This is a genomic window from Mucilaginibacter sp. 320_HR (assembly GCF_059691875.1).
On the sequence record NZ_JCAWAI010000005.1, the window covers coordinates 323,214 to 342,411 of the forward strand.

Sequence of the window (19,198 nt, forward strand, 5' to 3'; positions counted from 1 at the left end):
TAAGCCCCAATTTGTAAACCTATTTAATTCAGAAATGAAACGCTTAACCCTGCTTATTTTGACCTTATGCTTTTCAGTTGTTGCTTTTGCGCAGACTGCTATCACCCCAGCTGCAGCGGGAATTACCTACGGCAAAACAGTTACGGCCGATAACGCCATCAGCACCGAAAGCCTGAAAACGAGCCTTAGCACCGACTCAGTATACAACGGCAAGGTGACAGGAACAGTAGTTGAAGTTTGTAAAAAGAAAGGTTGCTTTATGAAACTCGCCCAGGGTAATGGCAAAACCATAATGGTGCAGTTTACAGACTACGCCTACTTTATGCCACAGAACATTGTTGGCAAAACGGTAGTAGTTGAAGGTAAAGCCAAAGTTAAGGAGACATCAGTAGAGCGCCTGGTGCACTACGCTAAAGACGCCGGCAAAAGCCAGGCAGAGATTGCCCAGATAACCGAGCCGAAGAAGGACATCTCCATTATGGCAGACGGCGTTCTTGTGGTAAAATAATAGCCCTGAAAAGAAGTTATGAAAAAGCTGTTCCGGATTTTGGAGCAGCTTTTTTTATTTCAAAATTGCTGTAGTAAAAAATGCGGTTTCTGCAGATTTTGGTTCATGGCAACATACCAGTTATGGAGGTTATTAACGGATTCTGATAACTCCGGTCCTCCGTGAAGAGAGTGGCGACATCAACGGAAACGTTTTCGTTAAAAGTTTTAGGCTATTTGGCAGAATAAACCTATAATTGAAAACTCCGGATATTACTACCATGAAAACCTTTCTCAACGAGGATTTTTTACTGCAAACAGAGACTGCAAAGCGCCTTTATCACGACTATGCGGCCCATATGCCCATTGTTGACTATCACTGCCATTTACCCCCAAATGAGATAGCCGGAGATATCAATTTCGATAATTTAACTGCTATATGGTTGCACGGAGATCATTACAAGTGGCGGGCAATGCGGGCTAACGGCGTGGATGAGAGCTATATAACCGGTGGTAAAAGCGATAAAGAGAAGTTTGAGCAATGGGCGGCAACGGTACCTTACACCCTTCGCAATCCTTTATATCACTGGACACATTTGGAATTACAGCGCTATTTCGGCATAAAATCAAGGTTGATGCCATCCACTGCTGATGATATTTATAACGATTGTACCGAGAAGCTCCGCAGTAAAGAATATAGTGTTAGAAACCTAATAGTCAGGAACAATGTTGAGGTTATCTGCACTACGGATGATCCGCTGGACAGCCTTGAACATCACCATAAAATACGTCAGGATAACTTTGGCGTTAGGGTGCTGCCGGCGTTTCGGCCGGATAAGGCCATGAACACCGATAGCCTTTCTGCATTGAACAATTACATCAACCAGTTGGAGAAAGTTGTTGATAGTGAGATACCTGACTGGTACAGTTACCTGTCTGCTTTAAAAAAGCGCCACACTTACTTTGCAGGGCAGGGCTGCGGTGTGTCTGACCATGGTATAGATCAGATGTACGCTGAGGACTACACAGAGAAGGAAGTGTCTGAGATCTTTGCTAAAATACGCTCCAATCAGCCAATAACAGTGCAGGAGAGTGTGAAATTTAAATCGGCCATGCTGTACCAGTTTGCCGTTTGGGACCATGAGAAAGGGTGGGTGCAGCAGTACCATATTGGCGCGTTACGTAATAATAGCACGCGGGGCTTCAGGCAGTCTGGTCCCGACACTGGTCGCGACTCTATAGGTGACTTTCATCAGGGGAAAAGCCTTTCGAAGTTTTTGGATAAGCTTGACAGCGAAGATAAACTGGCTAAAACCATTCTCTATAATCTTAACCCTGCTGATAATGAGTTGATGGCAACAATGGCCGGCAACTTTAATGATGGTTCGGTTGCCGGCAAGATACAGTGGGGTTCGGCTTGGTGGTTCCTGGATCAGAAAGATGGCATGATCAGGCAGATGAATGCCTTGTCTAATATGGGGCTACTTAGCCGTTTGGTGGGTATGCTTACAGATTCGCGCAGTTTTATGTCATTTCCGCGGCACGAATACTTCCGCAGGATACTTTGCAACTTATTTGGTGACGACATTGAGAATGGCGAGTTGCCTAATGACCCGGAATGGACCGGCAAAATTGTACAAGACATTTGCTACTACAATGCCAAGAACTACTTTGATTTCGATAAAAAATAACGATTGCTCAAATGGCCGATAAAGAAGCTGTATTAGACACTATACTTTCGCAGGGTATATTACCTCTGTTTTTCTACGAAGATGCCTCTGTGAGCCTCGAAATTACCCGTACGCTGTATAAAGCAGGGGTGAGGGCGCTGGAGTACACAAACAGGGGCAAAGAGGCATTAGCTAACTTTCGTATCATCAAACAAGCTGTTGCTGCAGATATGCCAGGTATGTACCTGGGCATTGGTACCATTAAAACCGGGCTTGAAGCGGAGGCGTTTGTTGATGCAGGAGCGGATTTCATAGTATCACCCATCATAGATAGCGAGGTTGCTCAGGTGACTTCAAGCTACAAGCTGTTGTATATTCCCGGTTGTATGACACCGTCGGAAATACATGTTGCGCAGCAGTATAAAGCCATGCTGATAAAGCTTTTCCCTGCTAATATCCTGGGGCCGGCATTTGTCTCTTCTATACGGGAATTGTTTCCAGGGCAGCTATTTGTACCTACCGGTGGGGTGGAGCTGGAGGCAGATAACATATCAGCCTGGTTCCGTTCTGGTGTGTGCGCTGTAGGGTTGGGGAGTAAACTTATTAGTAAAAAGGTTTTGGATGAGCGGCTGTATGATCAGCTGTATACCAATACCGTTAAAGCCTTGGAACTGGTACAGCTAAGTAAATAAAGACAATGCCGCAAACCTCGAAAGACCCACTTCACGGTAAAACCCTGGAAGCTATATTAACGGCTTTGGTGAACTATTTTGGTTGGCCGGAGCTTGGTTATCGTATCCGGATAAACTGTTTTTTGGATAATCCAAGTATAAACTCGAGCCTCAAATTCCTGCGCAAAACGCCTTGGGCACGCAAGAAAGTGGAAGATCTTTATATAGAGTTCCACCAACAAATGCCTGCCGATAAAGCCTAGTGCTTGCGCTTCTTGTTCATTTTAGCTTTCTCTCCTGAACTGAAATTGAATGTTTTGGCGTTCTCAGGCTTCTTTGTGTGAAAAGCCTCGCCTGGTACGTATTTGTTAGGATCTGTGCGGACTGGTTTTTTCTCCTTTTCAGCTTCCTTCTGTTTGCGGTCCTTTTCTACCACCAACTCTTCGGGCAGCTCACCGGCTTCCATTTTCTGCCCTGTTGCCTGCTCAATCTTACGAACCTGGTTTAATTCAATGTCGGTAGCAAAAGTTATCGCCACAGTATCATCGTCGTTGCTGTCGGTCGCCTTAGTTACATGTTTAATAAACGTGTCTTTCTCTGCAGGTAGGTCAAAATGGATGATGAAAGGTATGTTGGTCAGGTCAGTTTCCTGTTCGTTTTCATTCGCAATTATGAGTACACGGGCGCTTTCATCCTCTGTAAACTCGCTTATTGCGCTTACTTTTTTTAGGTCGAACGCGGCCGGAGCAAGCAGCATCACTGTTGTACGTTGCCGGTTTTGTAGTTGCTGGTAAATCTTTTCAGCAGTTTGTTTTGTATTGGCAAATACCACTGTTTTAGTAAACAGTTCATCGTCTTGCATAAACAATGTAAGCAGATTTAACTTTGTGCCAAAGTTGGGTACATGATACAACAGCTGCTGATAAGTCGGTATTTTATGGTCGAATGAACCATCCACTTCAATCTCTGCCGGAGTATTCATAAACGGCATGATCATTCGTTCCAGCTTATCATGCATCACTTCGCTAAACACCAGGCGCTGGCACTTATCAATGCTGTTAGATAGCTCTGTAACGGGCAGCTGTAAGCCAAGTTTTACTATCTCGTGCGCATCATCTATAATAAATAAAGTGACTTTGTTCAGGTTCAATCCTAACTTTAAATAAATAGCTCTGGCCCTTTCAGGTGAGGCAATTACAATATCTGCACCTTCAGTAAGGTCGTCCATTTGCTGGTCTACACCCCCTCCTGTGTGAAGGCCAACTATACGTATAGCGGAGTTCTTATTAAGCAGATCAAAATGAGCGATCATTGCGAACACTGCCTCCTGATCTGGCACCAGTATCAGCACTTGCGGCACACCATCGGGTTTATAACTAAAGCGGTTTAACGCGCCAAGCACGATGGTAGTCGTTTTGCCGCATTCTTCCGGTGCTATGGCAATTAAGTCTTGACCACCTATAATGCGGTTGATTGTTTTTGACTGTAGTTCGGTAGGGCTGGTGTAGCCAACCTCATTAACGGATCGAATTAATTGCTTGTTCAGCCGTAGCTTATCTGACCACACCATACTTAAAATGTAAGGCGGCAAAGATACACATTTAGTTACCTGCTCCGAAATGAGCTTTGTCGACATACCTTAGCATGTAAAATGTTTATTTTTAACTTTATAAACCATTACACCTACATTATGAAAAAACACCTTTTTACCGCAATTTTTGCATTGCTGGGCTTGGGAGCTGCAGCACAGCAGTACGATGGCTTGAACAACGGCATGGGCAACATCTTCCGGACATCAGATGCGGTGAGCAGATCCATCAGCCCCGAAAACTTTAAAGGAGAAAAAGGAAAGGGCGGCATGGCAACCACCGGCACAGGTGCAGCCGCCTCCCGTGATCTGGGACAGACTTGGAAAGTGAGCCCTTCAATAATCATCAAAAAGCACACTACTTACACCGTTGCAGAAATTGATGGCTCAGGCGCTATACAACACATCTGGATGACACCTACCGGTAACTGGCGGTATTCCATCATACGCTTTTACTGGGATGATGAAACAACACCATCAGTTGAAGCCCCTGTTGGCGATTTCTTTTGCATGGGCTGGGGAAAGTATTCGCCGCTTACGTCGCTAGCCGTTGTGGTGAATCCCGGTAGCGCTTTCAACTGTTATTGGCCAATGCCTTTCAGAAAAAAATGCCGTATTACGATGGAGAATATAGATGACGAAGACATGGTGCTTTATTACCAGGTAAATTATACGCTGACCAGGGTGCCTGATGACGCGGGGTATTTTCATGCGCAGTTCAGGCGTATAAACCCTTTGCCTTATAAAAAGGACTATGTTTTGGTAGACAGCATTAGGGGTAAGGGCCAGTATGTAGGCACTTACCTGGCTTATGGATCAAACAAAAACGGCTGGTGGGGAGAGGGCGAAATCAAGTTCTTTATGGATGACGATACAAAATACCCTACTATAATAGGCACCGGTACTGAGGACTATTTTTGCGGTTCATACAATTTCGACTCGCGTAAGAAGCGGCCGGATGGAAGTGAATACACCGATTATACGGAGTTTAGTGGACCGTATTCTGGATTGCACCAGGTGGTACGTGGCGACGGGCACTACAATGTTGGCCAGCGCTTCGGTATGTACCGCTGGCATATTGCTGATCCGATACGATTTGAAAAGAACCTTAAAGTTACCATACAGGCGTTAGGATGGCGCAGCGGAGGCAGGTATTTGCCTTTACAGGACGACATAGCCTCCGTTGTGTTTTGGTACCAAACGGGGCAGCATGGCCCGTTTCCAAAAATGCCGGCTAAAGATGAATTGGAAGTGAATTAGTACTATATTGACCCCACGAAATTACCGATTAGATCTGATTATGTCTAAAAATAACAACCTTGCTGCAGTTGCGCTTATCACTTCGCTATTCTTTTTATGGGGATTTGCGTTGAACCTTAACCCTATACTGATACCGCATCTAAAAAAGGCTTGTCAGCTTACCGATTTTCAATCTTCACTGATTGATTCTGCCTCCTATATCGCTTATTTCCTGATGCCTATTCCAGCAGCGTTGTTCATGAAAAGATATAGCTATAAAGGTGGGATTGTGTTAGGGCTCTTGCTGTTTTCGGTTGGGGCCTTGTTGTTTTACCCGGCAGCAGCTGTAAGAGAATATGGCTTTTTCCTTGGCGCATTGTTCGTGGTGTTCTCCGGAATGGCTTTCTTAGAAACTGCCGCAAACCCGTTGATTACCCTTATTGGCGATCCGGCAAGCGCCACGCAACGCATAAACTTTGCTCAATCTTTTAACGGTCTTGCAGCTACGGTAAGTCCGCTTTTAGGTGGTCTGTTTATTTTGTCAGGTAAAACACTTACCGCGGCCGAAGAAAAGGCCATGTCGTCACAGGAATTAGGTGCTTACCTGGATAAGGAAGCATCATCGGTACAAATACCCTTCATTGTAATAAGTATAGTGGTGTTTATTGTTGCTGTGCTTGTTTGGCGGACCGCCTTCCCTGCTGTGACAGACGAAAACGCAGACGACCTTGGCGACGAACGTCGGCAGCTTGGTAGCCGTATAGCGGAATTGTTAAAGAATAAGCAATTGATGACAGGCGTATTGGCCGAATTCTTCTATGTAGGTGGCCAGGCCTGTGTAAGCAGCTTTTTTATACGTTTTAGCGAAAAGGTAGCATTGATACCCGAGAAAGATGCCTCTACTATATATCTTCCTCTTGCATTTTTAGGCTTCATGATCGGGCGCTTTGTGGGTACGTTCCTTATGCGGTTTTTTAACCCTGTAAAGTTGCTGCTTACCTATGCGGTAATAAACGTTGTACTAATTGTGCTTGCTGTAAACCTGCATGGCAGGGAGGCTGTATATACGTTAATGGCAGTATGGTTCTTTATGTCTATCATGTTCCCAACAATTTTCTCGTTGAGCATCCGTAACCTTGGCAATAAAACAAAGCTCGGTTCGTCGCTTGTGATCATGGGTATTGTGGGTGGCGCTATACTACCGCCAATAATGGGCCGGGTGTCCGACATGTTCAACATCCAGGTTGCTTACCTGGTTCCCGGAATAAGTTTTGCGGCTATCCTGTTGTTTGCACTAAACAACCTTAAAGTTAAGAAGGTTGATGTAGTTGCCGGACACTAATGGAGAGCTAAACAGATAAAAATTAGATATAAACAAACGCGCAGAAAAATTATTTTGTGCGTTTGTTTAAGGAAACAACGTTGTAAGCCGTTCAGTTACAACAATCCTTTGAGCTCCGCCCAAACGTTATTGGCGAGTATTTTAGCGCCTTCTGCTGTAGGGTGTATGCCATCTGCCTGGTTTAAACTCTTTACACCACCTACGCCTTGCAAGAGGAATGGTACAAGTGTTATATTGTTCTTTTTGGCAAGATTCGGGAACATATCCTTAAATTCTTTAACGTAAGTACCGCCCATGTTTGGTGGTACCTGCATGCCCAACAGCATTAATTTAGCTTTTGGATACTTGGTTTTTACTTTGTCGATAATGGTTTGCAGATTGGACTGTGTACTGCTTACAGGTAAACCACGCAAGCCATCATTAGCGCCAAGTTCTAGCACAAATATGTCTACCGGCTGCTTCAATATCCAATCTATTCTTCCCAGTCCTCCTGCAGATGTTTCTCCGCTTACTCCGCTGTTCACTATTTCATAAGGCAGCTTTGCAGAATCGATCTTTGTTTGAAGAACCCCGGGATAAGCTTCAGATACATCTTCTAGCCCGTAACCGGCAGTAAGGCTGTCGCCGAACACTAGTATAGTTTTCTTAGGAGCCGACGCTGCTGAAGCAGCCTTAGTGGTGTCTGATTCGGAGAACTTTGTGTTACTATTGCACGCAGCAAGAACAACGGTTAAGCAAGTAAGTACCCCTATTTTAAGCCTTGATTTCATGTTTACGTATTAGGCGTTTGCACGCAGTATTTCTAAAGGTGGCTTGTTTAATATACCACGACTATTAAGCAGCCCTATAATTACCGTTAATAACGTTATTGCGGAGAAGATGATTGCCACAGGCATGAAATTAACTTTATACGGCATATCAAAACTATAGCTGGCTAACAGCCAGCTTGATGCTATTGCGATAATTACTCCCGTTAATGCTGATAAAGCACCCAAGAATAAATACTCCAATGCGGTTATGGAGAATATCTGTCCGCGGCTGGCCCCCAGCGTTCTTAGTAAAACGCTTTCCTGTATGCGTTGGTACTTACTGATGCGAACAGATGATATCAACACGATGATGCCCGTAATAATGCTAAAACCGCTCATGAACTTGATCACATAGCCAATCTTACCCAGCAACTCGTCCAAAACAGTAAGCACCAAGCCGAGATCAATCATGGAGATGTTTGGAAAGCGCTGGACAACCGCTTGCTGATACTTCGCAGATACTTTTTCAGATGGAACGTGAGTAAGCAACACGTTAAACTGCGGAGCATCCTCCAGGGCACCAGCAGGAAAAACAACCTGGAAATTGGTTGAGATTTTATTCCAGTTTACTTTACGTATGCTGCTTACATATGCAGGCATCTGCACACCCTGTACATTAAACACCAGTTTGTCGCCTACTTTTACATTGATGCGCTTAGCAAAACGTTCTTCAGCAGATACCGGAATGTCTTTTCCCTGCTCGGCCTTTCCTATAAACTCGCCGCTGGTCACCTGTTCAGATGATGTTAACGAATCGCGATAGGTAACGCGGTACTCGTAAGAGAACGCGCGCGGTGATATATGCAGATTGCTGTCTTTTTTAGCTTCAGCAGCTGTATGCCCGTTTACTTTATCCAGTCGCATCGTTATGATCGGTACCTGCGACAATACCGGTAAACCTTCTTTTTTTGTAAGCTCAGCTATTGCTTTTTTCTGGCTGCTTTGGATATCAAACAATATCATATTGCTTTGATTGCCGCTTGAAGAAAGAGATACCTGGCTAATAAGTAGTTGTTGTATCAAGAACAGTGTGCATATAAAAGCTGTACTTAAACCGATAGAAACCGTAAGGATGATGGTTTGGTTGTTGGGTCTGTAGAGGTTTGCAAAGCCCTGCCGCCAGATGTAGCTCCAGGAACTCATAACCAGCAGCCTGGTAAAGCGGATAAGCAACCACGCAATTGCAGTAAGTATGAGAAAAGCAATGACTATCCCGATGGTGAACACTATGGCACCCATCCAGTCGTTTAGCTGCAAGTAGGAGAATGCTACTACAAAAAGTACCACCAGCAGATACACCAGCCAACGCAATGGATCGCGCCGGGTATTCACCTCATCAAAAGACATCCTGAGCGTATTCAACGGAGATATGTTACGGATATTGATGAGCGGTAATAAAGCAAATAGTATTGATATTACCACTCCCAAACCAATTCCCTGCCCGACAGCCAACCAGGATATGTTGGTTGAGATTTCAACAGGTAAAAAGTCCTTTAATACCATTGGCAATAAACGCTGGATCGCAGATCCAAGTAAAGCACCGGCTATCGAACCAATTAGCCCAATACCTAATATTTGAATAAGGTAGATTAGGAACGCTTCTGACGATTTTACCCCCATGCAGCGCATGATAGCAATAGAGGCAATCTTCTCTCGGATGTAAATGTTTATAGCGCTGGCCACGCCAACACAGCCGAGTAGCAAGGCAATGAACCCCACAAGTGAAAGAAAGCGAGAGAGATCGCCAAAAGAACGACCTGTGTTTTCTTTCCGGGTAGCTATAGTGTCGTAGTTAAAGTCTGCCTTTTCAGTTACAGCCTCTATGCGCTTGCTAAGCTTGTCCATATTAGTACCGGCTGGTACCTTAAAGTAGTAGCTGTAGTTTATACGGCTTCCTTTTTGCATCAATCCGGTCTGCTGCAAATATCGCATAGGTATGTAAACCACCGGAGCCACACCCGAGGAGATGCCCGTTTGTCCGGGTGCTTTGTCCAACGCGCCCGCGATTACAAACGCTGAATTGCCGATGCGTACGGTATCATTCACTTTTACATTAAACTGTAGCATTAGCGTTTTATCCACCAAGGCATATTGTCCTGTCTTGAACGACGTACCTGCACTTAAGGGCATGGTCTCCAATGAGCCATAGTATGGGAAGTTGCCCTGTAAAGCCTTTACTTGCGTAAGCCTGGTGCCGTTGGTACGTGGAAAGTAAACCATGGATACAAATGCACGTTCCTCAGAACGGTCGCCGCCTAACGAGTCTAAAAACTTCTGGAGTGTTTTGTCTGGTTGCTTATTGCCGTTTACCGTAAGATCGGCACCAATTAAGGTAGCGGCTTGCTCATCTACATCATTTTGAATATTGTATTTAAAAGAGTATATAGCAACCAGGGCAGCAATGCCAAAAATTATTGATGAAATAAACAGCAACAGCCGGGCTCGGTTACGTCGGCTATCCCGCCATGCCATTTTAAATAGCCAGCCAAAGTTAATCCCACGGTTATAAATCAGGTTTTCCATGGGCTTTAGTTACCGGTTTTATCATCAGACACCAATTTGCCGCCCTTTATTCTGAGAATGCGCTGCGTTTTAGCAGCCAGTTCCGGATCATGTGTTACCAATACCAGCGTGGTTCCCGCCTCTCTATTTAGGTCGAATATTAGCTTTACAACTCTTTCGCTTGTCTCAGCATCAAGGTTGCCCGTAGGTTCATCAGCAAACAAAATTTTCGGCGAATTTGAGAACGCCCTTGCCAGCGATACTCTTTGTTGCTCACCTCCGGACAGTTGGGCAGGGTAGTGGTGTCCCCGATCAGCAAGGCCTACTTTGTCCAGCAGCTCTAAAGAACGTGCTTTAATGTTCCGTTCTCCGCGGAGCTCAAGGGGAACCATTACGTTTTCTAAAGCAGTCAGGGTAGGTAGTAGTTGAAAGTTTTGAAAGATGAAGCCAACGTGCTGATTGCGAACTTGTGCACGCTTGTCTTCACTTAAACCGGTAAGGTTTACACCGCTTAGTTCTACTGTTCCACTGCTTGCACTGTCCAGCCCGGCGCAAAGGCCAAGCAGAGTTGTTTTGCCACTACCAGATGGGCCTACGATAGCGTTGGTAGACCCTGCAGCAATAGCGAAATTTACATTATCGAGCACAGTTAAACTGCGCCCGGCACTTTTATAAGTTTTACTTACGGCCGATATATTTAATATTGTTTCCAAGCTATGTATAATGAAGGTTGTTAAATATCAAAGTTTTATTTAGAGCTTTTGGCTGTGAAATATTTAGTTACAAAAGCATTACATAAACTAAGTGTTTTTAAAATGATTATCTTTTCTTTACAATTGCGTATAAACTACACTCATGCATAAGTATTCGGGACAACAAAGAATTTTAGTAGCAGTAGACTGCATCATATTTGGGTTTGATGGTGTAAAGGTTAAATTGTTACTGGTTAAAAGACGATTAGCCCCGGAACTTGGCAAGTGGAGCCTTATGGGAGGATTTATTAATCCAACTGAGTCGCCTGAAGATGCCGCAAACAGGATACTGGAAGATTACACCGGCCTGAAGAATGTGTACATGGAGCAGTTTAAAGTATTTGGTGATCCTAACCGCGATCCGGTGGAACGTACCCTGGCGGTAGCTTATTTTGCCTTAATAGACATCCACCAGTACGAGGAGCAGCTAACCGCGGAGCACAGTCCGGAATGGTTCCTGCTTGATGAGATACCGCATCTAGTGTTTGACCATACTGAAATGGTTAAAGGGGCACTAAAACAACTGCGCTACAAAGCGGCCTTGCACCCCATATTATTTCAACTGTTACCTGGGAAATTTACAATACCACAGCTGCAAGCGCTTTACGAGGGCGTGTATCAAACCAAGTTTGACGATCGCAATTTCAGCCGGAAACTGCTTTCTACCGGCCTTTTAGTAAAGTTGGACGAAAAGGATAAACTGTCATCAAAAAAGGGTGCTTTTTATTATAAGTTAGATCAATCTCACTACGAAGAAAACTTTGATAAATTTCTTAATCTGGTACCTAATCCAGACAAGTTTTTTTAACTCAGCATAGCGGCATTTATTAATCAATTAATTTGTACTTTTAACTTGCTTCCATCAAAGTATAAGCAGATATTAAATTTATATTGAACCTAATAAAGGCGATAAGTTTAACTATTGCAGCGTTGTTTTGCATGTGCTCAAGCGTTTTTGCCCAGGGTACAACTAACCAGGGCAAAGAATTTTGGACAGCCTATATGGCACATGATCTTCCAGCAGGCGAAGGCAGCAATATGGTTGTTTATATTACATCTGACTTTGATACTAAGGGTAATATATCACTTGCAGACAGCAGTTATTCTTACGATTTTAATGTTAAACGAGGAAAGCTTATTGAAATAAGAATTCCGGTAAGTGCATATGTACAAGCCTCAGGGAAGTATAAAAAAGGTCTGCATATCACCTCTCAAAAGAAGATAGCTGTTTTTGGGCACATCTACGCTCAAAATGTATCGGGTGCAACACTTATTTTGCCTGTTAATGCGTTGGGAAAAAACTATTATTCAATTAATTATTTCCAGGCTTCAAACAAAAAAAATACATTTTCAACATTTATGGTTATCGCTACTGAAGATAAAACTACAGTGGAAATAACTCCTGGTAATAAGCTAAAAGATGGGCACCCCGCTGGCGAGACTTTCAGACTGTTGTTAAATAAAGGAGAACTATATCAAGGGTTGTCTGACCAAGACCTTACAGGTACTACAATAAAATCTATAAGCACAATTGACGGGGAGTGCAAGAAAATTGCTGTGTATTCAGGAAGTACAAGAATTGGTATAGGGTGTATTGGAAACGTAGATTATTCGTCTGATAATTTATTTCAACAGGTTTATCCCACATCGTCATGGGGCAAAACCTACTTAACTGTTCCTTTAAAAGGCAGAGACTATGATATTTTTAGAGTGGTCATTGACGATGTGGATACTGAGATTAAAATTAATGGGCAAAGTGTAGATAAAGCAGAGTTTTGGTCTCCTAAGTTTTACGAGTTTTGGACGAGTAAACCCAGCCTCGTTACAGCAAATAAGCCCATACAGGTAGTACAGTACGCCGTAACTCAAGGACGTACTAACACGGATGAATGTGAAATTGACAAGAGCGATATTGGTGATCCTGAAATGATCTACCTAACTCCGCTTGAACAAACCCTCGATCACGTCATACTCAACTCAACAGGTAATTTTGCGATATTTAAGCATTTTGCTAACGTTATCATAAAAACAACAGCAAAAGGGAGCTTCAGGGTGGATGGTAAGCTTTATACAGATTTTACTTTGCTTGATGCGGACAACACATATTCTTACGCACAAGTGCCATTAACATCAGGTGTCCACACGATGTCTGCTGATGGTGGTTTTAATGCAATCGCTTATGGCTTTGGCCAGCATGAGAGCTATGGGTATGCCGCAGGTGCAAACCTTGCCAATCTTAATCAGAATATTTTATTTAAGGATCCCGGGAATGGCACATTATATTTAAACGGCTGTTCCAGTATCAATTACAAACTTCAGTTGACATTACCGTACCAAACAAATAGTATAAAATGGAAGCTTGATAACGGAAGTGACCCGGTGACGATAAACAATCCTGTAATTACTTCCACAAGTGTAAGGGATGGTATAACGCTTTATACATATGAGTATCCAACATTAATCAATTATACTGCTGGTGATTACTCGGTAACAGCAACGGTTCTAAATCCTGTTGCTGACGAGTGTGGTTCTATGACAGACATAGATTTCGATTTTAGCGTAACCGATGTACCTAAGACTAAAATAGCTTATAATGGAGCTTGCGAAGGGGATAGTACTTACTTTATCGATAGTACAGATGTTAGTTCAGCGCTCATCAAAAGCAGAGTGTGGGATTTTGGCGATGGCACAACATCAACCTTGGCTAATCCGGTTCATAAATATCAATCAAATGGCAGGTATACAGTAGTACTCACAGTTACGAATGCAAACGAGTGTACATCATCAACTCAAACTAATGTTGTTGTAGCTAAAAAGCCAGTAGCCTCGTTTACTGTAGATGCGCCTGTTTGCACAAAAAAAACAACGATTGTTACTGATAAATCAGTCTCCTCTGATGCTCCTATTGCCAGTTGGATATGGAATATGGGCGACTCGACCATAATTACCCAGTACGATAATAAGCCGTTTACGCATGTGTTTAAGAAGACGGGTACGGATACAGTCAGCCTTACCGTTTTAACGCAAAGCGGCTGCAGTAGTGAAACATTCAGTCAAATAATCCAGATACTCCCCGCACCGGATGTGAAATTCAGAACACCAGACGTTTGCCTTTCAGATGCTTTTGCGCAATTTTCAAATGAAACAACAACAGAAGACGGAACTACGGAGGCTTTGACCTATTTCTGGAACTTTGGTGACAGCAAAGCTGGTGTTGGTAATCCAAATACATCCACCGAAAAGAACCCTAAACACAAGTATACCAGTGTTGGCGAATATTTAGTAACGTTAACGGCTACTTCATCCAATGGTTGCCAATATAGTGTCTCTCAATCATTCGAAGTAAATGGAGATAAACCAGTAGCAAGTTTTGAAGTAGAAAATAAAAACACGTTGTGCAGCTCTAATCCGGTGGTGTTCAAAGATGCATCCAGCGTTAATTTTGGAGATATTACCAGGATAGTATGGTATTACGATTACAAGAACAATCCGCAGGATAAGGAAGAATTTACCCGCGGGGAGATGCCTGAAAATCGAAAATACATGCATGCCTATAATGTTTTTAGTAGCCCGGCATCAAAGGTTTATAGAGTGCATATGGAAGCTTATTCCGGTCAGACGTGTTTTGCCATTGCAGATCAGGATATTGAAGTTTTAGCGAGTCCAAATGTAAACATCCTGAAAGTTGGTACAATATGTCAGAATGCAAAGTCAATCCAATTAGTTGTTCAACAAACAAGTTTACCAGGAACTGGAACTTTTAGCGGGAAGGGAGTCAGTCAAGCCGGGGTATTTGACCCCGCTTTAGCTGGTGCAGGTACCACTACTATTAAATACAGATTCATTTCAACTAATGGCTGCGACTTTAGCGCTACGCAGGACATTGAAGTGTTACAGGCACCCGTTATTAACGCCGGTGATGATGTAACGGTTCTTGAGGGCGGCTCTGTTTTGCTTAAAGCAACAGCTACAGGCAAAAACTTGATCTACAAATGGTCGCCGTTATTAGGTTTAGATAACGATAGTTCTCTAAGGCCGATGGTAACAGCTACCGAAGATAAAGTTTATACTTTAACGGCTACAAGCAGTGATGGGTGCAGCACCGAAGATCAGGTGAAAGTAACTGTACTTAAGAACTTAAATATTAGCAACACTTTTACACCTAACGGTGACGGTATAAATGATACCTGGAAGATAAAATATTTGGAAACTTACCCCGGAAATACGGTTAATGTATACAACAGATACGGAGAAAAGGTATATTCGTCTGTTGGTTACGGCATTCCCTGGGATGGTACGCGCAACGGAACAAATTTACCCGCAGGAACCTATTACTATATCATAGACCCGAAGAACGGCCGTGGGCTTATTTCGGGCAATGTTACAATCATCAGATAAATGAAGAGAATTTTACTTTTCTTGCTTGTGTTGCAGATGTGTTTCAGTTTGGCAGAAGCACAGCAGCGCCCGCAGTATACACAATACGTGTTCAATAATCTGCTTTTGAATCCTGCAGTAAGCGGCATCGAGAATTATACCGATGCTAAACTGGGATACCGCAGCCAGTGGACTGGCTTGCAAGGTGCACCTGTTACCAGCTATTTTAGCATAAGTGCGCCAATTGGTGATAACTTCCTACAAGGTGACGCAACCGCTTTCCCTGCTTCGGGCGGCGAAAACCCATCAAGCAGGTTATACACCCAGTACTACCGCGCGGCTGAACCGCATCATGGTATTGGTTTTATGGTGGTGTCTGACAAAGCGGGGCCAATTACCCAAACAAACATCAACGCTAATTACGCTTATCATTTGGGATTAACTGAAAAGCTAAACCTTTCTGTAGGGATTTCGGCGGGGGTAAATCATATCAACTTGAACACTGACCTGATAACACTGGAGGATCCTAATGACCCTACGCTTAACAACATCAACAACAGTCAGTGGAAACCTGATCTTGGTGTAGGTATCTGGGCGTATTCATCAAATTATTATTTCGGCGTATCAGCACAGCAGATCCTGCCTCAGAATCTTTATATAACTACCGGAAACACAGCTAACCAAAGCAAAACAGTGCCACACTTTTTTGCGACTGGTGGCTACAAGTTCTTCCTGTCAGATGATGTTACTCTATTACCATCTGCGCTGTTAAAGTTTATTGATCCGGCGCCGATCTCTTTCGATATAAACATGAAGCTCTCTTTCCGCGACAGGTTTTGGTTTGGTGGTTCTTTCCGTAAGGATGACTCTTATGCCGTTCTTGCCGGCTTTAATTTAAGTTCTGTAGTGAATGTTGGCTATTCTTATGATGTTACCACATCCGCCCTTCGTACGGTAAGTAACGGATCGCACGAGATAGTGTTGGGTATATTATTAAACAACAGATATAAGTTAACAAGCCCGCAGCATGGGTGGTAAAATCCGTTGTAACAGAAAAGGCTGCTTTACAAATGTGAAGCAGCCTTTTCTGTTTTATCTAGAACCACAGTTAACCTAGAGTTCTTTTCTCAGCCTTGCTACAGGTATATTCATTTGTTCGCGATATTTTGCTACGGTGCGCCTTGCTATGTTGTAACCTGCATCTTTGAGTATGTCCGTGAGCTTTTCGTCAGCAAGCGGATGGCGTTTATCTTCTTTACCTATATGCTCTTCTAGTATTTTCTTAACTTCTTTGTTGGACACCTCTTCACCACTTTCTGTTTGTATGGCTTCGCTGAAAAAGGATTTTAGCAAGAACGTGCCATGCTCTGTTTGTACATACTTGGAGTTTGCTACACGTGATACGGTAGAGATGTCCATGCCGATACGGTCTGCGATATCTTTTAAGATCATAGGCCGCAGGTTTTTGTCGTCACCTGTCAGGAAGAAATCATACTGATATTGCATAATGGCATTCATGGTCTTCAGCAGCGTTTGCTGGCGCTGCTTAATTGCGTCGATAAACCATTTGGCAGAATCAAGCTTTTGCTTAACAAACTGCACAGCTTCTTTCAACTTTTTGTCTTTCTGCGAAGCTTTTTCGTAATGCTGGAACATTTCCTGGTAGGAGCGGCTTACCTTTAATTCCGGTGCATTTTTAGAATTAAGAGTGAGTATAAGAACCCCATCATTATTGGTGATATGGAAATCGGGAATAACCTGCAGTTGCTTGGTGCTTACTTCGTTGCTATCGCCAGGTTTGGGATTAAGTTTTAATATCTCGTTTACCACGCCACGCAGTTCCTGCGAGTTCATGTTTAACGAGCGCTCTAGCTTGTCGTAATGCTTGCGGGTAAACTCGTCAAGATAATCTTCAACAACGGTCATCGCCTTTTTGATGATTGGATCATTTTGATCTTTTCTCCTCAACTGTATCAGCAAACATTCCTGTAAGCTTCGCGCGCCAACGCCTGGAGGGTCAAAGCTTTGAATTACCTTCAGCATGTCTTCTACTTCCTCGTCCTCAGCCATTACGTTCTGCGAAAAAGCAAGATCATCGGTTAAAGACATGATAGGACGGCGTAGGTAACCATCGTCATCAAGACTGCCGATGATCTGTTTGCCTATTTTAAAGTCCTTGTCAGATACAGGGAGTAGGTCCAGTTGTGCCTGCAGGCTTTCAAAAAAAGAACTTTGTACAGCTATCGGGATCTCCTTATGCTCATCATCATCATCCCCGTTCTGGTCATACCGCGAACCATATTCATTAACGTTATCTTCCTGTAAGTAGTCGTCAATGTTAAACTCATCCATCTCACCTTTCTCCTCGTCTCCTTTGTAGTCGTCGTCAGGATCGCGGTCAGGATATTGTTCTTCAGGTTCGTTAAGGTTGGTTAAACTAATATCTTCAAGAGCAGGGTTTTCCTCCAGTTCCTCTTTAATACGGGTATCCAGCGACACAGTAGGCACCTGCAGCAACTTTATAAATTGTATCTGCTGCGGTGAAAGCTTTTGTAAAAGTTTCTGTTGAAGGTTCTGTTTAAGCATAATTTAAAGCAAGGGCAAAAGTACACCAATTACCTTAACTTGGGAAATAATAAGGTGGCATTGCATTGTAAGTTTTAAATGCAATTGAATTGGTTTTGTTTGCATGAGTAGCTAATAATTGTAACTTTAAAAAAAAAAACTGCGCTATGGGATTCGTTAAAGAGTTTAAAGAATTTGCCGTTAAGGGCAACGTATTGGATTTAGCTGTTGCTGTTGTAATTGGCGGCGCCTTTGGGAAGATAGTTAGTTCACTTGTGGAAGATATTATCACGCCTGCTGTACTTACACCAGCCCTTAAGGCGGCTAATCTTTCTAATCTAAGTCAGCTGGTAATACCCGGCACGGCCATTAAATACGGTAACTTCCTGTCTCAGGTGATATCCTTTATCATCATTGCCTTATCGTTGTTTATCGTCATTACTGCCATAAACCGCTTCAAAAGAAAAGAAGAAGTTGCACCCGCCACTCCACCTGCGCCATCTAAAGAAGAAGTGCTATTGGCAGAGATACGCGATATCTTAGCTGCTCAGAACAAGTAAACTATCGTTAATAGTGATGACTGGTAATTTGCCTGTATGATGGACTTCGCCACATTTCGCATGGCGGCGCTTGCCCTGCCAGACACTACTGAAGAGCCTCACTTTGAGAAAACGTCCTTTAAGATAGCGGGGAAGATATTTGCCACTATAGTGCCGGGGCAAAGCCGGGCTACGGTAAAGCTGTCGCCGAATGACCAGGATGTTTTCTGCCTTAGCGAAAACAACGGCGTCTATCCGGTGCCCAACAAATGGGGTAAATTAGGGTGGACCCACATTGATCTGCAAATTGCCGCACCCCAAATGTGTACCGAACTGTTAAAGGTTGCTTACTGCGAAGTTGCGCCGGGAAAGTACGCCGCGCTAATCAACTTTGAGGACTGAAGGAGTGTGGCAAACTACGCCGTAATGTTGTAAACTGTATCACAATAAGGTGTTACACCTGTTACACTTTTTCAGGTCAAAAAATGATTAATTCACTATTATCCAGTAAATTAACCAAAACCCGTGTTACAGTTTTTGAAACCATGATACACTTTTCGACTTGGTGACACAGTTTTAGTACTGACCCGTCCTAAAAAAAGTTTACACTATTGATTGTTAATACTGGAATGAATTTACACATTTATTGATAATCCTG

At 43.3% G+C, this 19,198-nt stretch carries 16 protein-coding genes; 11 read left to right on the plus strand and 5 right to left on the minus strand.

Annotated elements, in window-relative coordinates; all coding sequences use genetic code 11:
- Positions 1-34 precede the first annotated feature (34 nt).
- The 4 genes from AC59GT_RS18705 to AC59GT_RS18720 all read left to right on the plus strand — a co-directional run bounded on the left by AC59GT_RS18705 (position 35) and on the right by AC59GT_RS18720 (position 3,090).
- Positions 35-508: a DUF4920 domain-containing protein gene (locus tag AC59GT_RS18705; RefSeq protein WP_497239068.1), complete on the plus strand. Its 474-nt coding sequence runs from the start codon at positions 35-37 to the stop codon at positions 506-508.
- A gap of 259 nt (positions 509-767) precedes the next feature.
- Positions 768-2,177: a glucuronate isomerase gene (gene uxaC, locus AC59GT_RS18710; RefSeq protein WP_497239069.1), complete on the plus strand. Its 1,410-nt coding sequence runs from the start codon at positions 768-770 to the stop codon at positions 2,175-2,177.
- A gap of 11 nt (positions 2,178-2,188) precedes the next feature.
- Positions 2,189-2,848 carry a beta/alpha barrel domain-containing protein gene (locus AC59GT_RS18715; protein ID WP_497239070.1) on the plus strand — a complete coding sequence of 220 codons (660 nt, stop codon included), beginning with the start codon at positions 2,189-2,191 and terminating at the stop codon, positions 2,846-2,848.
- Positions 2,849-2,853: 5 nt separating this feature from the next.
- Positions 2,854-3,090, plus strand: a complete 237-nt coding sequence (locus tag AC59GT_RS18720) for a VF530 family protein (protein WP_497239071.1) — start codon at positions 2,854-2,856, stop codon at positions 3,088-3,090.
- On the opposite strand, the gene AC59GT_RS18725 is transcribed toward AC59GT_RS18720, so the two are convergent.
- Positions 3,087-4,463, minus strand: coding sequence for a DEAD/DEAH box helicase (locus AC59GT_RS18725; protein WP_497239072.1), 1,377 nt, complete (start codon positions 4,461-4,463; stop codon positions 3,087-3,089). The two genes, AC59GT_RS18720 and AC59GT_RS18725, sit on opposite strands and share 4 nt — an antisense overlap.
- 54 nt (positions 4,464-4,517) lie before the next feature.
- Here AC59GT_RS18725 and AC59GT_RS18730 point away from each other — a divergent pair, with 54 nt between their 5' ends.
- Together AC59GT_RS18730 and fucP are read left to right on the plus strand one after the other, a co-directional pair.
- Entirely contained in the window at positions 4,518-5,675 is a 1,158-nt protein-coding gene (locus AC59GT_RS18730; protein ID WP_497239073.1) for a glycoside hydrolase family 172 protein, read from the plus strand.
- A gap of 40 nt (positions 5,676-5,715) precedes the next feature.
- The gene (fucP, locus tag AC59GT_RS18735; protein ID WP_497239074.1) at positions 5,716-6,996 is read left to right on the plus strand and encodes an L-fucose:H+ symporter permease; all 1,281 of its coding nucleotides are present in this window, start codon (positions 5,716-5,718) and stop codon (positions 6,994-6,996) included.
- 95 nt (positions 6,997-7,091) lie between these two features.
- Here fucP and AC59GT_RS18740 read toward each other — a convergent pair whose 3' ends face one another.
- The 3 genes from AC59GT_RS18740 to AC59GT_RS18750 are packed head-to-tail and all read right to left on the minus strand — an operon-like array spanning position 7,092 to position 11,020.
- Positions 7,092-7,766, minus strand: coding sequence for an arylesterase (locus AC59GT_RS18740; protein ID WP_497239075.1), 675 nt, complete (start codon positions 7,764-7,766; stop codon positions 7,092-7,094).
- A gap of 9 nt (positions 7,767-7,775) precedes the next feature.
- Positions 7,776-10,328 (minus strand): ABC transporter permease, encoded by a 2,553-nt coding sequence (locus AC59GT_RS18745; RefSeq protein WP_497239076.1) that lies wholly within the window; start codon positions 10,326-10,328, stop codon positions 7,776-7,778.
- A gap of 5 nt (positions 10,329-10,333) precedes the next feature.
- A complete protein-coding gene (locus AC59GT_RS18750) occupies positions 10,334-11,020 on the minus strand; it encodes an ABC transporter ATP-binding protein (RefSeq protein WP_497239077.1) in 687 nt (228 codons plus the stop codon).
- Positions 11,021-11,162: 142 nt separating this feature from the next.
- On the opposite strand from AC59GT_RS18750, the gene AC59GT_RS18755 reads away from it, so the two are divergent.
- The 3 genes from AC59GT_RS18755 (at position 11,163) to AC59GT_RS18765 (ending at position 16,474) form a co-directional block, all read left to right on the plus strand.
- The gene (locus AC59GT_RS18755; RefSeq protein ID WP_117381197.1) at positions 11,163-11,867 is read left to right on the plus strand and encodes an NUDIX hydrolase; all 705 of its coding nucleotides are present in this window, start codon (positions 11,163-11,165) and stop codon (positions 11,865-11,867) included.
- Between the two features lie 131 nt (positions 11,868-11,998).
- Complete coding sequence (locus AC59GT_RS18760) at positions 11,999-15,457, plus strand: PKD domain-containing protein (RefSeq protein ID WP_497239078.1); 3,459 nt, start codon at positions 11,999-12,001, stop codon at positions 15,455-15,457.
- Positions 15,458-16,474, plus strand: a complete 1,017-nt coding sequence (locus AC59GT_RS18765; protein WP_497239079.1) for a PorP/SprF family type IX secretion system membrane protein — start codon at positions 15,458-15,460, stop codon at positions 16,472-16,474.
- 75 nt (positions 16,475-16,549) lie between these two features.
- On the opposite strand, the gene rpoN is transcribed toward AC59GT_RS18765, so the two are convergent.
- A complete protein-coding gene (rpoN, locus tag AC59GT_RS18770; protein ID WP_117381200.1) occupies positions 16,550-18,022 on the minus strand; it encodes an RNA polymerase factor sigma-54 in 1,473 nt (490 codons plus the stop codon).
- A gap of 146 nt (positions 18,023-18,168) precedes the next feature.
- Here rpoN and mscL point away from each other — a divergent pair, with 146 nt between their 5' ends.
- The gene (gene mscL, locus AC59GT_RS18775) at positions 18,169-18,561 is read left to right on the plus strand and encodes a large-conductance mechanosensitive channel protein MscL (protein ID WP_497239080.1); all 393 of its coding nucleotides are present in this window, start codon (positions 18,169-18,171) and stop codon (positions 18,559-18,561) included.
- Between the two features lie 36 nt (positions 18,562-18,597).
- Positions 18,598-18,942, plus strand: a complete 345-nt coding sequence (locus tag AC59GT_RS18780) for an MmcQ/YjbR family DNA-binding protein (protein WP_497239081.1) — start codon at positions 18,598-18,600, stop codon at positions 18,940-18,942.
- Positions 18,943-19,198: the final 256 nt, after the last annotated feature.